The following is a 15343-nucleotide window of genomic DNA, read 5'->3' on the forward strand; positions in this document are numbered from 1 at the left end:
AGTAAAAGAAAAGGACGGTGCCGAAAGGTGCCGTCTGTTTGTCTACGATGATAGGAGATTGAATGAAATGAGTACAATGAATTCTGGTTTGCACTGCACGATATCAGCAGAGATGCTGCATCATCTGGTAGAAATTAATTTTGGAAGCGATACCAAAGTGAAGGAGTTTGGTCTCCTGCAAGGTGGACTTTTTAATACAACCTATCGGATTCACCTTGAACATACATCCTATACGGATGTGATTTTACGTTTGGCTCCAGAGCGGGGTGAGATGGCGGCTGGTTCTGCGAGTGATCCCCTATTTTCGTTTGAACGTACGATGATGGCGGCTGAACCGATTGTGTATGAATATTACCGTAACGCAGGCATTCCTGCTCCCAACATTATCGCTTGTGATGACAGCGGATCGATCATTCCAAGAACGTACATGTTTATGGAGTTTATCCCGAGTAAGCAGCTGGATCACGCATCGATTTCAGATATAAACAAAGAGCGATTGTACCATCAGCTTGGCGCCTATACCGCCATCATGCATCAGATCGAGGGTACATCGTTTGGCTGGCCGCAGGGGGATGGGACGATTAAAGGATCGGATCAATGGTCCGAGGTGCTGCACTCTTTTGCAGAAGAAACGGCACTTAAAGCGGCACAAGTCAATTATATGTCAGGTGTGGGAGAAGAGATCGTTGCTATTTTCATCAAAAATAAAGACTTATTTGATCAAGTGACCCGTCCGGTACTCGTTCATAATGACCTGTGGGAAGCAAATGTACTTGTTCATCAGGTAAATGGTGAGCTAAACATTGCGGCCATCATCGACGGAGATCGTTCCATGTTTGCCGACAGGGAGTTTGAAGCCATATTGTCGTCAGAATCAGCGGCTTTTCATGAAGGATATGATCGTCCACTGGACTCATCCGCTGAAGGACAGGCACGCAGGCTTACCTATCGAATACTGTCTTCGTATTTTAATGCCTACGTTCATGAACATCAGGTTAATCAACCTGAAGATGGTCAGAAGTATCGCCAGCGCACGCTGGATTTACTGCAGCAATGGAAGCAACTTGGACTTAACTAATTCGCAGGGGGAATGAAGGATGAAGGAGTATCATCAATACCCGATGTGGGACGCGTCACTTTCACTTGAGGAAAGGTTGGATGACCTGATTGCACGATTGACAACGGAGGAGAAGATCCGACTAATTCCTACACGCGAAGCAGCTGTACCAAGACTGGGCATTCCAGCCTACAACGTTGGGGGCGAAGCTGCCCACGGGGTTGCATGGAAAGGGGAGGCAACGGTATTTCCACAACCGCTCGGTCTATCAAGTACCTGGAATACAAGTCTCATGCGGGAGATTGGTTCAGTCATTGGCGATGAAGCGAGGGCATATCATCACCGTAATCCTGAAGTTCACGGGTTAACATTATGGGCACCAACGGTTGATCTGGAACGTGACCCACGCTGGGGCAGAACGGAAGAGGGATATGGCGAGGATCCGGTCCTCACGGGAGAAATGTCGGCGGCTCTCGTCAAAGGCATGCAGGGGAATGATCCTTTTTATCTAAAAATGGTTGCGACATTGAAACACTTTTTTGCCAATAATAATGAGAAAGATCGGCTGAATTGTTCATCCAGCATTGATCCGCGCAATCTGCGGGAATATTATTTAAAAGCATTTGAGACACCATTTGTGGAAGGTGGAGCCTTGTCCATGATGACAGCTTACAATTCCATCAATGGTACACCAGCTATTGAAAGTCCATATGTGAATGATGTGGTTAAGGGTGAGTGGGCGATGCCAGGTTTCATTGTATGTGATGGTGGAGACCTGTCACAGACTGTGAATTATCATGGTTATCATACCAGTCATGCCGAATCAGCAGCAGGTGCGTTGAAGGCAGGAGTGGATTGTCTTACAGATGAAGTTGATCTTGTTGTATCTGCTCTGGAGGAGGCTCTTGACCATAATCTGTTGGAAATAGTTGATTTGGACAGAGCCATCCGCAACATCTTTGGTGTGCGGATGCGACTTGGACAACTGGATCAGTCGGGGCAAAATCCATATGCGTCTATTCCCGAGTCGGTATTATGTGCACCGGAGCACGCCAAACTCAGTTATCGTGCCGCTGCTGAATCGATTGTTTTGCTCCAAAATGATGGATTACTTCCCTTGCAGGCAGAAGCGTTGCAGAAAATCAGTGTGATTGGGCCACTTGCGGATGTTGTCTATACCGATTGGTACAGTGGCACATTGCCTTATCGTGTATCCGTCCTAGATGGATTGCGCAATCGCCTACCTGAAGCAGACGTGACCTATGTGGATGGGAATGACCGTATTCAGCTGAAGACAACAAACGGTCAGGTTATAACCTTGGGTGTGGAAGGTACACTCGTCGCTGTACCGGAGGGCAGTGCATACACAGCCGCCGAATTTGAACATCAGGATTGGGGTTGGGGAAGTCATACGCTGAGAAGTGTAAACAATAATCGATACGTTAGTTTAACCGAGCAAGGCATATATCAGGCAAACGCACCGGAGATTGGTGGCTGGTTTGTGAAGGAAGTTGTTCGTATAGATCCTCTAACGGATGGAAGTAACACCTTGCGGACGTGGAACGGTATCCCTGTTGGACTGAGCGAATATCAGGGACAATCTGCTGTATCACCACCACGGCCACAAGGAGAAAAATCTACAGCTACAGGTATAAATCCGAATGATATTGGTGATTCTGGACACGCAAGTCAATCATCAGGCAATACCCAGAGACCTTTTGCATTCAAAATTGATATTGTGACCAGCGGAATACAACAAGCTGTAGAAGCTGCACGTAGCAGTCAGGCATCTGTCGTTGTTGTTGGCAACAGCCCATACATCAACGGCAAAGAAGAAATTGACCGCCCAAGTCTGCTGCTTCCGCCGAGTCAGGTCGAGCTTGTCAAAGCTGTGTGTGAAGCCAATCCCAATACAGTGGTTGTCATTATGGGCAGTTATCCATTTGCCTTGCAGGAGTTGAAAGGTATTGCCCGCGCAATCGTTTATATGACACATGCAGGTCAGGAATTGGGGAACGCGCTTGCAGATGTGCTGTTAGGTCATTATGCCCCTGCAGGCAGATTAAACATGACATGGTATGAAGACGAATCACAGCTTCCTGACATGATGGATTATGACATCATTCAGAATGGCATGACTTATATGTATCATGAAGGACCGGTTCAATATGCATTTGGTCATGGCCTGACGTATTCGGAATTCGAATACAAAGCGATTCGTGTAAGTCGAAGTGCTTCGGCGGAAGCCGCCACCACAGATCAATTGAAGATTGAGGTGGAGGTACACAATAAGGGTGAACGTAACAGTGATGAAGTCGTTCAGATTTATGGATATTCACATACCTCGCGTGTGAAACGCGCTCAGAAGCAACTGCTTGCTTTCCGTCGTGTTCATGTCAAAGCAGGGACGCGCGTTACGATAAGTTTCGAGGTTCCTGTTCAGAAGCTGGCGCTATGGGATGTTACCCGAGATCGATACTGCCTGGAGACAGCAACCTGGGCCATCCTGGCAGGGCGTTCTTCCACAGATATACGTCAGTCGGCTGATATTGAAATTGAAGGTGAGACGATTCCCGATCGTTCGCTGCACTTGCTTACCTTTGCCGAGAATTACGATGCTTGTGCAGGTGTTCTACTGGATGAATGTCTGGAAGGACGTTCGGCAGTTCGGGCAATCACTCCAGAGGAACCCTTATATCGAGAGGGTCAGTCGTCTTGGATCTCTTTCAACCATAATGCTGTTCAAGAAGTACAAGGATTTGAAGCCAGAGTGGCAGCTTTTGGGGAAGAGGGCAGACTGGAGATTCGTTCCGGAGGAGCGGAGGGCGAACTACTCGGTGTGTGTGAAGTTTCTGGACCTGGAGGCAGTGTGAATGGAAAAGATATCAAGTGGACAACAGTTCAGTGTACGCTCGAGGCGCCGCATAAGGTGAATGAGCTATATATTGTCTTCAAAGGTGGAGCAGCGTTACGGCACTTTAGATTGTTGTAGTTGTAGCGTGTCCTGAATAATCAACCTCCGAAACAAGCACAATAATGCTGTTGTGTGTAGAATCTGTAAAGGTGGTTGTGGTATGAACGATAAAAAGTGGGACCTCGTCGCACTTGCTTCCATCCCTTTAATTATGACCTTGGGTAATTCCATGCTAATACCGATCCTGCCACAGATTGAACGTGAGTTGAAGGTATCTGCATTTAAGGTCAGTATGCTCATTACAGTCTACGCTGTAGTTGCCATCCTGCTTATTCCTCTTGCAGGGTACTTGTCGGATCGTTTTGGCAGAAAAGCAGTTATCATTCCCAGCCTCGTTATTGCAGCCGTCGGAGGTGCTGTCGCTGGTGTGGCAGCATGGATGCTGAACGGAAACATAGCCTACTGGACCATTCTGGGTGGCAGGTTATTGCAGGGAATAGGTGCTGCTGGCGCATTTCCTATTGTTATCCCGTTGGTTGGGGACATGTTTAATGATGAGAATGAAGTAAGCAAAAGTCTGGGTATCATTGAGACCTCAAATACGTTTGGTAAAGTCATAAGTCCGATTCTGGGTGCAGCGCTGGCAGTCTGGTTCTGGTATGCGCCATTCATGGCTATTCCCATCCTTTGTGTGCTTTCGCTGGTTCTTGTTATTTTCCTGGTGAAGACTCCTAGGAAAAAAGAAAAGCCTCCCACCTTTACGGAATTTGTGGCTTCCATTCGTGACGTATTAAAAGAAAAGGGACGCTGGTTGTATGCGTTGTTTGCAATCGGCGGTATTTGCATGTTTGTCATCTTTGGTGTGTTATATTATCTATCCGAGACGCTGGAGAGCGAATTTGCCCTGAAAGGTGTACTTAAAGGACTTGTCCTTGCGATTCCGCTGGCAGCGTTATGTCTTTCTTCTTTCCTGGCAGGGAAGTGGATTGGGAAGAACAAAACGCGAATGAAATGGCTTGGCTTCACAGGACTTGCGCTTCTGACGGTATCCCTTGGCGTTATAGGTTTATTCGATAATATCTATGTTGTAGTAGGTCTTTTCACATTGGGAAGTGCCGGAATAGGTGCAACGTTACCATGTCTGGATGCATTGATTACAGAAGGCGTGGATAAAAAACAGCGGGGCACAATCACGGCTCTGTTCAGCAGCATGCGATTCATTGGGGTATCTCTCGGTCCGCCTGTCGTTTCTTTGCTGATCGGTTCTCATCATTTCCTGCTTTTTGGTGTGCTCGCTGCGTCTGGCGCAGTGGGCGGATTGCTAACCTTATTTGCAGTTAAACCGGATAAGGGAGATCAACCTACTTCAGGAAGCAAGCAGAAACAGGATGAAACATTTAATGATGTGATTGAGACGAGTAGAGGGTATGCTCCCATAGGTCGCAAGAAAAGTCCATTTTAGATAGACGGTGCTGAATGCTGCGTTCATATCCATGCTGTCTTAAGTTTAACATTCAGAGCTGTTCCAATAAAAAACGCGTTTACGCCTAAGAAAGCGGATAGATTTGCTTTCTCGGTGTAAACGCGTTTCTCGTTTCTATGAGCAGAATGACTTTAAGCAATCATTCGTGTTTGCTCTTATTCGACTGGTTAGTTTCGGTGTTGCCGGCTCCAGATTCTGAATTCTTGGATTGATCTTGAGGTGATTCCGTTGCAGTAATATGCGTATGAGCGAGCAGAGCATGAGGTTCAATGGAGAAGCTGCCGCTTCGTTTTCCCTGAATCAGATATATAAGCAAGAACAGAATCATAAACATCACGGAATATCGATACATATCGGTATAACTGGTTATGGCCGCAATGGCGCCAAGTAGAAGGGCACCGGTCGCAATACCCAGATCCAGCGAGTTCAAAAACATACCATTAGCCATACCCCGTTGAGTAGGAGATACAACTTGAATCATCCAGGTCTGCAGAGACGACTGCATGGAACCATAACCGATTCCGTAGATAAAGGCAGCAATGAACAGGAGGGACATGGAGGTTGCATACGAGAGCAGAATGAGGCCGACAGCAACGAATATTGCCCCTGGAATGAGCAGTGCTTTTGGACCTTTATTGTCATAGATCCGTCCTGCAAATGGTCTAACCAATAACACGGCGAGTGCATTGAACAAAAAGAACAGCGCAGGATTGGCCAGATTGGCTTCCTTACCATACAAAACGATGAATCCGACAAGCCCACCATAGGTGATGGATAATAGGCAATTCAGCACACTGGGCAGAATCAACTTGCGGTTGAAAGGTGTCTTCTGTTTTGGGTTGGACCCTGAAGCACTTGTTGTGGCTTGTGGCATGATGGTTGTACTGTTATCGGTTCTGACTGCTTTTTTGCGTGTCAGCGAATAACTCAGTGGATAGATCACAACAAGCACACCCGCAGTACATAACATCAGGGTTACAAAACCTGCACCCTGGAGCAGAGTAACCCCAATGATTGGCCCCATAGACATAGCCAGGCTAGTTGATAGACCAAAGTAACCCATACCTTCACCCATTCGTTTGACGGGCACAATGTCCGAGGCCATCGTTGGAAAAGCGGTACTGCTCATACCAAACCCGATACCAAACAACATTCTGAGCAACAAGAGCACAGCTATACCGGCAGCAAAATAATAGCCGAGCGTTGCCAGCAGGGCTACGGACAGGCCTATATAAATCATGGCGTTACGAAGACCCTTCTCCAGTGCTTTCGCGGAATAGAGACGGGCTGCTATGGCACTTAGTGCAAACAGACAGGTGAATAAACTTACTTCAAATGCATTGGCGTGAAATCGCTCCTGAACGTAGGACGGAAGCGGAGAGACAATCATGTGCAGTTGCAAGAACAACAAGAAGTTGCACAGCATCAGCAGTATAAAATCGGTGGTCCATAGTCTAACTTGTTGTGTAGATTGTTCTTTCATGATGATGTATTCCCCCTGAGTTGTGATTCATTACAAGTTGCGGTTAATGAGGGAAAGAGTATGTTTAAATGCTTCCATCTGGTCTTCGGATATACCTTCAGCAAGTTCTTTATTCATTTCTCTTTCAATCGGAACGAGGATATCAATTAACGCTTTGCCTTCCGTGGTGAGATATAACAGATAGGCTCTGCGATCCTGTTCGCTGGTCCGGCGTTCTACCCAGCCTTTTTTCTCAAGCAGATCAATAATCCGCGCAGTGGTGGGTTGGTCTTTGAAGACACGTGCAGCGAGCTCCTTCTGATTAACACCTTCACCGCGGTCAACATTAAAGAGAACAGAAAATTGCTCTGTCGTAATATCATAAGGTTTGAATCGTGTCGCAAGTAAAGCTACTGCTTTACGGTGTGTGAAACCCAGCATGAATCCAATAGATTGTTCCAGTGTATAGTCCATGTGATTGCTAGACCTCGCTTCCATAATAAAATGTCCCAATTAATTAGTTGTTACAACAACTATATGTCAAACAAGTATTTTTGTCAAAATGAAATATTCTCATATCGAACGTACGTGTGCGCTGTGCAATGATCCAAAAATACTGTTAGAATAGTGATGAAACCGCTTTTATAGAATCGATGTCCAGCGTGCTTGAAGAATGGAGAAAACCAATTTGCTCTAACTGATGTTGGAGATGACCAAGGAGAGCTGTGTATGCTAAAGAATATACCCGCAATAATACCTCCAGAGTTACTCAAAATCATGTCCGAAATGGGTCATGGAGACGAGTTGGTTCTGGCGGATGGCAATTTCCCCGCAGCCAGTCATGCCAAGCGACTAGTACGTTGTGATGCACTGGGAGTCGTTGAACTGCTGGATGCCATCCTGCAATTATATCCACTGGATACCTATGCTGAGCGTCCCGCTGCTGTCATGCAGGTTGTGAAAGGGGATCAGGTGATCCCGATCATATGGGAAGACTACCGCCGGTTGATTGAAGAATATGAAGGCATCACGGATGCGTTTGATCATGAAGAGCGATTTGATTTTTATAAACGCGCTTCGAATGCCTATGTGATTGTTGCAACTGGTGAGCGAGCGCAATATGCCAATCTGATTTTGAAGAAAGGTGTCATTTTCCCTGATGCTGATCCTGGTCAGGAACAGCAGAATGCTGAATCGAACTGAATAATTACGGCGACGGAGCAGTGGATGCTCTGGTCGCCTTTTTATTTTTGCCAATACGGAGTCAATATAACAAAACGTACAGAATGGGCATGGACTAGATAAGCACGATGCAATCTGGAAGCACGCATGAACGAACGTCATCTCACTGCTCAAGATACTACAAACTTTGATGCAGATGATGAATGGGGAAAAAGAAAGAACTGTTTTACAATTGAAAGAAATACAAACGAGGAGACGATGGTCTCCATACCAGAGGAGTTGAGTAAAATGCAGCACCGAATCAGACAAGCGGGTCTTCTTGATAGTAACGAAGTGGGACGTTTGTTCAATGAGTACAGGATGTTCTACAACCAAAATGCTGATATTGAGGCAGCACGTCAGTATATTAGAGAACGAGTGGAAGGCCATGAATCGGTGATTTTGGTAGCAGAAAAGCCACTCTCGAATGGCTTAATTTGTACTGGATTCGTTCAGCTATATCCCAGTTTTAGTTCGGTATCGATGGGGCCTATCTGGGTGCTTAATGATCTATATGTGCATCCGGATTATCGTCAGCAAGGCATTGCCAGGAAGCTCTTGCAAGCAGCCAAGCAATTGGCATCTGAGCGAGGAGTTCTTCGTATATCACTCTCAACTGAGTTAAGTAACAAACAAGCGCAAGCTTTATATGAATCCGAAGGATATGCACAGGATACCAAATTCATGTATTATGAACTTAATGTATAAGAGGTTGCTCAAAAAGATGGACTATATGAATGAATGGCACACTCGTGTCGTTGGCAACAAGGGAGGGGGAGTCGCAACATGATGCAGTGGATTGCCATGATCACGATGTTAATTGATCATATAGGGGCTGTCTTTTTTCCACATATTATAGAGTTGAGGATCATAGGTCGTATCGCTTTTCCAATCTATGCTTTTGCAGTGTATATCGGTTATAAACATACACGAGACGTACAAAAATACATATGGCGGCTGTTCTGGATTGCAATCATATCACAGGTGCCGTTCATGGCTGCGTTTAATCATTATTCTCTGAACGTGGTGTGGACATTGTGGTCAGCCCTGTTGGTATTATTCGTTATCGATAAATTGCCATCCAAACTACTGGGGATTCCGATTGTAATTGGAGCAGGTTGGTTCATGGAAATTAGCCAAATGGATTACGGGATGTACGGGTTATTATTGGTTCTGTTATTCCGTTATTTCCAGGGTCCTGTACTTGTCGTAGCACATGTCGTGTTAAATGCACTATATCTTCTGCTGCATAACAGCTCTGTGCAAATGTATAGTGTGCTCGCAACCGCCGGCATTGCTATTGCTCAGTATTACCAGGCGGGATTCCGTATGAAGGGGCCACGTTGGGTCTGGCGTTATTTCTATCCAGCGCATCTTGCCATCATTGCAATTATCCGATGGGTCTAAAAGAATGATCCAAAAATGCGAAGTAAAGAAGCCATCTTATCGTCAGTGAATGACGATAGATGGCTTCTCTTTGTGTGACCTTATTTATTAATTAAATGTTAATGATAAAGTGAACTTACTCCATCGCTGTAGAAGTGCCGTTATGGCGCCGGATTGCAGATGGGAAATATCCAATCTGAACGGCGTAGTCTAACATGGCGGAGATGAAGCGATCATCTGTTCTGGCACATGAGATTCCGGCAGGTTCCACATAAGCCGTTGTGACAGGGCAAGCATAGACATATGCTGAATCCTTCGCACCGTCGCCTTCAAGCTGTGCAATAGCCAACTGAAGAGCTTCCGGCTCTTTGCTGATGCTGGCATCGAACAACCAACGTGTGTAATCAGCGAAAGGTAGCGTTTCGACTTCGTAACCAGCCTGATTCACAGAACGGATCAGCTCATCATAACGGATGGGCTCCGGATTACAGATGTGGAATACACGACCGGCGGTATCCTGACGTAAGGCCAGATGAACGATAGCTTCACTTGCATAGTTTATCGGTGTGAAATCAACCATCCAGTCAGCTGCAGGAGCCTTGCCGAGCAATAACATTGCTTTAATCATACGATAAAAGGCGTTGCTATCAATATTGGACTGGAAGCGTCCAGTTTCGGAGTGGCAAGTGAGATTACCTGCACGATAGATGCTGACAGGTACACCTTCCTCTGCCGCAATCATGAGCACTTTCTCGGCTTCAAGCTTGCTGTCCGAATACAGGTTGTCCACATGCAAGTCAGCCGGGAACCGATCATATTGCAGGGAAGATTCCCATTGTCCGCTGAGTGCCAGATCTTCCGGAATACCCATCGTGGATACATGGTGGAAGGAAGCACCTGGTTTGCTACGAATCAAGTCTAGCAATGCGACCGTTCCTTCCACGTTTGTTTTGGCGAACTGATCGGCATCGCCGAAATGACGTACGTCTGCAGCGCAGTGGATGACACGGTCAATTCGATCCTGAACATAAGCCCTTTGTTCATCGGACAGACCGAGATTAAGTTGTTCGAGATCCCCTTCAATAATCTCCACGCGAGTGGAGAGTTGGTCAGTCAGTTGTTTGCCGAAATATCCTTCCAGCACGTTAGTCAAACGTTCCATTGCAGTTATTCCATTGGAAGGTCGACGAACAAGGGTGTAGATTCGTGTGCTGGAATTCAGAATTAACTGTTGCAGCACATGAGAGCCCAGATAACCAGTCGCTCCGGTCAGTAACACATGCTCAGGTTCACGAATGAGCGGATAACCCAACTGGGATGTTAGCTCCACAGGGTGTTCGGATAGTTGTGTAATCATACCTTCGGTCACCACTGAATCCGTAACTACTGCTGCACTGAGAGACAATACTTCCACACGACGAGCGAGAGCGCGGACTGTTTTCTCGGCAAAGAAGTCGGCGATTTTCAGCTGTGGATAATGTGGCTTCAGAATGACCAGTACATGAATGACCCGGAGTGAATCACCACCGATATTGAAGAAGCTGTCTTCGACACCGAAGTCATCGTGCTGAAGGATTTCTTTCCATGCGTCCAGGATAATGGATTCCGTCTCCGTCTCAGGCATGACCCGGTCAGGGCGATCTTCATGTCGTTCCACATGAGGCAGAGATATCATCGCTTTGCGATTGATTTTTCCAGTTGGTGCAATCGGCATTTCATCCAGCTGACAGATCCACTTTGGTACAAAATAAGATGGAAGTTTCTCCGTCAGTTCTGCCTTGATGTCCGAAACAGAGAGGGTACTGCCATCTTTCGATGTAAAGTAACCAACCAGCATATTTTGTCCGTCGGATTCTTTCTTCGGAATGACGGCAACGTTCTGGATCTGATCAAGCCGTGCAAAGTGATCTTCAATCTCCCCGATCTCAATCCGGTGACCGCGAATTTTTAGCTGTGAGTCACTGCGACCAACATATTCGAGCAACCCGGTATCCAGCAATTTGGCAATATCGCCAGACTTGTAGATTTTCTCACCTATCGCAAACGGGTTCTCAATGAATGCTTGCTCTGTACGTTCTGGCTGATTCAGATAACCTTTGGCCAATGCAGGGGTAGAAATATATACCTCACCAGGTACACCTGCCGGACAGAGCTGTTGTTCTTCATTTACAATGTATACTTTGTAGTTATGAATCGGTTTACCGATAGGGATGTTCACCACATGTTCGGGAACCTGCTCACTGATGCGGTGAGTAGTTGTGGCTACTGTACATTCGGTAGGTCCGTACACATTAACAATATCAATCTGGTTTCCAAATTTGCGCTGGAAGGCACGAACCTGTTCACCATATAACGCTTCTCCGGCTACAGTAATGATTCTGACTTTGGCCAGCTTGTGGAAACCTTCATCGGATAAGTAGGAAGCAAGCTGATTGAAGAAAATCGTAGGCAGTATCGTAATGATGGTTGTTCCTGTCCGTTCAATTGCACTTGCGAATTCTTCAACGGATACACGTTCTTCCGCAGACAACAGATATAATTCTGCTCCATAGAACAAGGCGCCAATGGTATCCCACACGGATGCATCAAAGCTGTATGTAGCAAACTGGGTTAATACATCACCTGGTTGAATGTCACAATCACGCTGAACCACACTGCCAAGATTGGTTACACCCCGGTGGGCAATCAGTGCTCCTTTGGGTTTACCGGTCGACCCTGACGTGTAGATAATATACGCAAGATCATCCGGTTGAATATCCAGATTGGGGTTACTTGCTGCAAATCCGGCTAAACGACCATCCACAGCGAGAATCTGACGGACCGTAGCTATACTGGAGAACAAGCTGGAAGCTTGGGCATAAGAAGCCTCCGTTGTCAGCACGAAGGAGGACGCCGTATCTTCCACGATATAACTGTTACGTTCTTGTGGATGCTCAGGGTCGATCGGAACATATGCACCACCTGCCTTCAGAATACCAAGCAGGGAGATGATCGTCTCCAGACTTCGATCCATAAAGATACTGACGAATTCACCTTTCTGCAATCCATTGGATAACAGAACACGTGCAACCTGATTAGCTCGTTCATTCAATTCCCTGTACGTATAACTTTTGGATGGCGATGTTATCGCCGGTGAATCCGGATATGCCGCTGCCGTTGCTTCGAACCAGCCATGAACCGTTTGATTCTCTGGTTCGAGAACAGAAGTATCATTCATTTCACGGTAAAGCAATCGATCTGAGGCGGAAAGAATATCTACCGTACCGATTGCTTTCTCACCGTCACGCACAAATGCGAGTAGAAGAGTCTGATAATATTCTGCATATCTCAGCACGGTAGACTCTTTTAACAGTGAACTATCATAGAACAGATCGAGGATGAGCATGTTCTGATCATCTCGAACGTTCCAGTTTAATATTTGAGGAGCTTGAGGCAACTGTACACTATTCAGCATAAAAAACGATTCAGGGTATCCACCGTTTTGCAACGTGTATTCAATCTTGAGCTGCTCTGAAACTTGATGACATAGTTGGCTGAAGGTCAATTTCCCCTGAATCTGTAATGAAAGATAGGAAGCTGCCTGATCGGGGGAAAGTATACCTATGGCAAGTTCCTGTTCAGCTGACAATCGGAATAACAAGGCTGCATAAGCTGAGAGTAGTACCGGGTACACCATCTGTTCTCCATACTTCTGTTTAAGTTCACGGCTCAGAGAAGCATGTAATGTGATTTGAGCAGACTGATAAGAGAATGATTGTTGACGTCGCCCAAAATCCAGTGGAATCTGCAGAACTGGCAAGCTAGATTCCATGGAATGGGAAGAAGATGGTTGGTTTTCAATCACTTCAGTTATTCCTCCTTGGTTCAAACCGAATGTTTGTGGATTTGAATTATTGTTTGCTTACATTGAAATGAGAGATCAATTCTTGGAGTTCCTCAGACATACTGTTAAGGCGTGTGGAGGAGTCTACCAGTGTTATCAAAGATGCTTTTTGCTCATCAACAGATGAGGAAATTTGTTCACTGCTGTTTGCTGTCTTGCTTACGCTTGAAGACAAGTCGTCCGCTGTAGCGGTCATTTCCTCCGTACCCGCAGAGATTTCTTCTGTCGCGCTTGATACTTCCTGAATCTGATTAGATACTTTTTTCGCTGCTTCTAAAATATCTTCGAACAATTGTCCTGTTTGATCGGCTACGCTGAGCCCTGTATCTACTTCTGACGTACCTTGTTCCATAGCACGTACAGCTTGTTTAATTCCAGCTTGAATCTCTTGGATCAATACGCCAACCTGGCTGGTTGCTTGTTCAGACTGCTCGGCAAGTTTGCGTACTTCACCTGCAACAACTGCAAATCCTCTTCCTTCTTCACCAACACGAGCTGCTTCAATGGAAGCATTAAGAGCAAGCAAGTTAGTCTGGCTGGAGATTCCCGAGATGATATTGAGAATATCGCCAATTTCCTGTGAACGACTCTCCAGAACCTCAATGGCAGAAGCGGTATTCTTAACCGATTCCGTAATCAGATTCATCTGTTCAGATACCTGACGGACAACACTGTTACCTTGTTGCGAACGACGTTCCATCTCATAGGCTTCATCCGCTACACTTGCCGAGCTGCTGGCAATCGTCTGGATTACGGTAGCCATCTCGGACATGGCACGTGCACTATCCCGGGTTGCCTGTTCCTGTGAACGAATGTTGGAAGTGATTTGAGTAACATTATTATTGATAGAATCTGCATTCTCACTGTTGCGCTCGGAAACTTCATATAGCTCTTTGGCAGACTGATTTACTTCTTGTGAGGTGATTTGCACTTTAACGATAGTATCGTTGATTTTGCGAACCATGGTGTTGAACTTCTCGTTAACGAGTCCCAGATCGTCTTTGCCTGTCGGAATGTTGACATTCAAATTACCCCGACTTACGTCATCAATTCCTTTGATCAAGTGACGGATAGGGGAAAGTGTGTTTTTAACTACAAGGTATTGGATAATCAGGAATAACAGCAAGAAGGCCACAAGGATGATAATTCCGTTTTTGAGCAAGGAATTTAGTCCCGCAGGTACAGCTGATGCATCTGCATCAACGGCAAAATATGAGAAAATCTTTCCGTTGCTGTCTTTGATTGGATATGCAATGGTTGTCCATGTTCCGAAATCATCGGAATAAAATGTTGTGAATGTTGGGCGATCCGTATTAAGCATTTCTTTCAGTGCATTGGCTACAACGACCGGCTGCTCATACATGTCACCAATATTTACGTTCTCACTTTGAAAAGCCTCTCTTAAATTGGTCGGCATCGCTACAAGGGAAGTTAATCTCTTGTTATCGCCACCGAGCTCAACACCGAAGATGTAGGCTTGTGCAATGTTAGGATAATATTCTTGCATCTCATCGAAATACGCTCGTAATTTCGTTTGTGTTGCTCCATCATAGCTACCTTCCGCAATAGCAGCTTGTACCTCGGTAGGATTGATATCTTCAGCCCACTTTTTGGTAATTTGTTCCACCTGTCCATGCAGCTGATCAACAAGAACTGTTTTTTGAAAGTAGTAACTGCTTGCGATAAGTGCTACCCCGATGATGATGATATTAGTAAATGAGAGTAACAAATTTTTGGAGAAAAACGACATGCTTTTCCAACTTAATGATTTCACTAAATTCCACTCCTGATCTTCTTTAAATTAAGAAACTTTAGGGTTGCTTTGGTACAGTGAACTAGATCATTCCGTGATCCCCTCCAAAGGAAATTTATGCGACCATGGTCTTGGTTTATCAGTCGCTTTCGTAGAGACTTATGTACCGTATGAACCATAGGTG

The 15343-nt window shown here is 45.7% G+C and carries 10 protein-coding genes; 6 read left to right on the forward strand and 4 right to left on the reverse strand.

Annotation, left to right across the window (positions count from 1 at the left end; all coding sequences use genetic code 11):
- Positions 1 to 67 precede the first annotated feature (67 nt).
- The 3 genes from EL84_RS16865 (at position 68) to EL84_RS16875 (ending at position 5433) form a co-directional block, all read left to right on the forward strand.
- Entirely contained in the window at positions 68 to 1078 is a 1011-nt protein-coding gene (locus EL84_RS16865) for a phosphotransferase family protein (protein WP_047842426.1), read from the forward strand.
- A gap of 19 nt (positions 1079 to 1097) precedes the next feature.
- Positions 1098 to 4049 carry a glycoside hydrolase family 3 C-terminal domain-containing protein gene (locus EL84_RS16870; protein ID WP_047842427.1) on the forward strand — a complete coding sequence of 984 codons (2952 nt, stop codon included), beginning with the start codon at positions 1098 to 1100 and terminating at the stop codon, positions 4047 to 4049.
- Positions 4050 to 4131: 82 nt separating this feature from the next.
- On the forward strand, positions 4132 to 5433 hold the full coding sequence (locus EL84_RS16875; protein WP_047842428.1) for an MFS transporter: 1302 nt from the start codon (positions 4132 to 4134) through the stop codon (positions 5431 to 5433).
- Between the two features lie 160 nt (positions 5434 to 5593).
- Here the strand turns inward: EL84_RS16875 and EL84_RS16880 are convergent, their stop codons facing one another.
- Positions 5594 to 6937: an MFS transporter gene (locus EL84_RS16880; protein WP_047842429.1), complete on the reverse strand. Its 1344-nt coding sequence runs from the start codon at positions 6935 to 6937 to the stop codon at positions 5594 to 5596.
- Positions 6938 to 6967: 30 nt separating this feature from the next.
- The gene (locus EL84_RS16885; protein ID WP_235431540.1) at positions 6968 to 7414 is read right to left on the reverse strand and encodes a MarR family winged helix-turn-helix transcriptional regulator; all 447 of its coding nucleotides are present in this window, start codon (positions 7412 to 7414) and stop codon (positions 6968 to 6970) included.
- 231 nt (positions 7415 to 7645) lie between these two features.
- On the opposite strand from EL84_RS16885, the gene EL84_RS16890 reads away from it, so the two are divergent.
- From EL84_RS16890 to EL84_RS16900, 3 genes are all read left to right on the forward strand, one after another.
- Complete coding sequence (locus EL84_RS16890) at positions 7646 to 8119, forward strand: RbsD/FucU family protein (RefSeq protein WP_036609525.1); 474 nt, start codon at positions 7646 to 7648, stop codon at positions 8117 to 8119.
- Positions 8120 to 8245: 126 nt separating this feature from the next.
- Positions 8246 to 8845 carry a GNAT family N-acetyltransferase gene (locus tag EL84_RS16895; protein ID WP_235431541.1) on the forward strand — a complete coding sequence of 200 codons (600 nt, stop codon included), beginning with the start codon at positions 8246 to 8248 and terminating at the stop codon, positions 8843 to 8845.
- Between the two features lie 78 nt (positions 8846 to 8923).
- The gene (locus tag EL84_RS16900) at positions 8924 to 9544 is read left to right on the forward strand and encodes a TraX family protein (RefSeq protein ID WP_235431542.1); all 621 of its coding nucleotides are present in this window, start codon (positions 8924 to 8926) and stop codon (positions 9542 to 9544) included.
- 115 nt (positions 9545 to 9659) lie between these two features.
- On the opposite strand, the gene EL84_RS16905 is transcribed toward EL84_RS16900, so the two are convergent.
- Together EL84_RS16905 and EL84_RS16910 are read right to left on the reverse strand one after the other, a co-directional pair.
- The gene (locus tag EL84_RS16905; RefSeq protein WP_047844244.1) at positions 9660 to 13334 is read right to left on the reverse strand and encodes a non-ribosomal peptide synthetase; all 3675 of its coding nucleotides are present in this window, start codon (positions 13332 to 13334) and stop codon (positions 9660 to 9662) included.
- 79 nt (positions 13335 to 13413) lie between these two features.
- Positions 13414 to 15156 carry a methyl-accepting chemotaxis protein gene (locus EL84_RS16910; protein WP_047844245.1) on the reverse strand — a complete coding sequence of 581 codons (1743 nt, stop codon included), beginning with the start codon at positions 15154 to 15156 and terminating at the stop codon, positions 13414 to 13416.
- Positions 15157 to 15343 lie beyond the last annotated feature (187 nt).

The sequence above is a fragment of the Paenibacillus sp. VT-400 genome, assembly GCF_001029205.1.
GTDB classification, from domain to species: domain Bacteria; phylum Bacillota; class Bacilli; order Paenibacillales; family Paenibacillaceae; genus Paenibacillus; species Paenibacillus amylolyticus.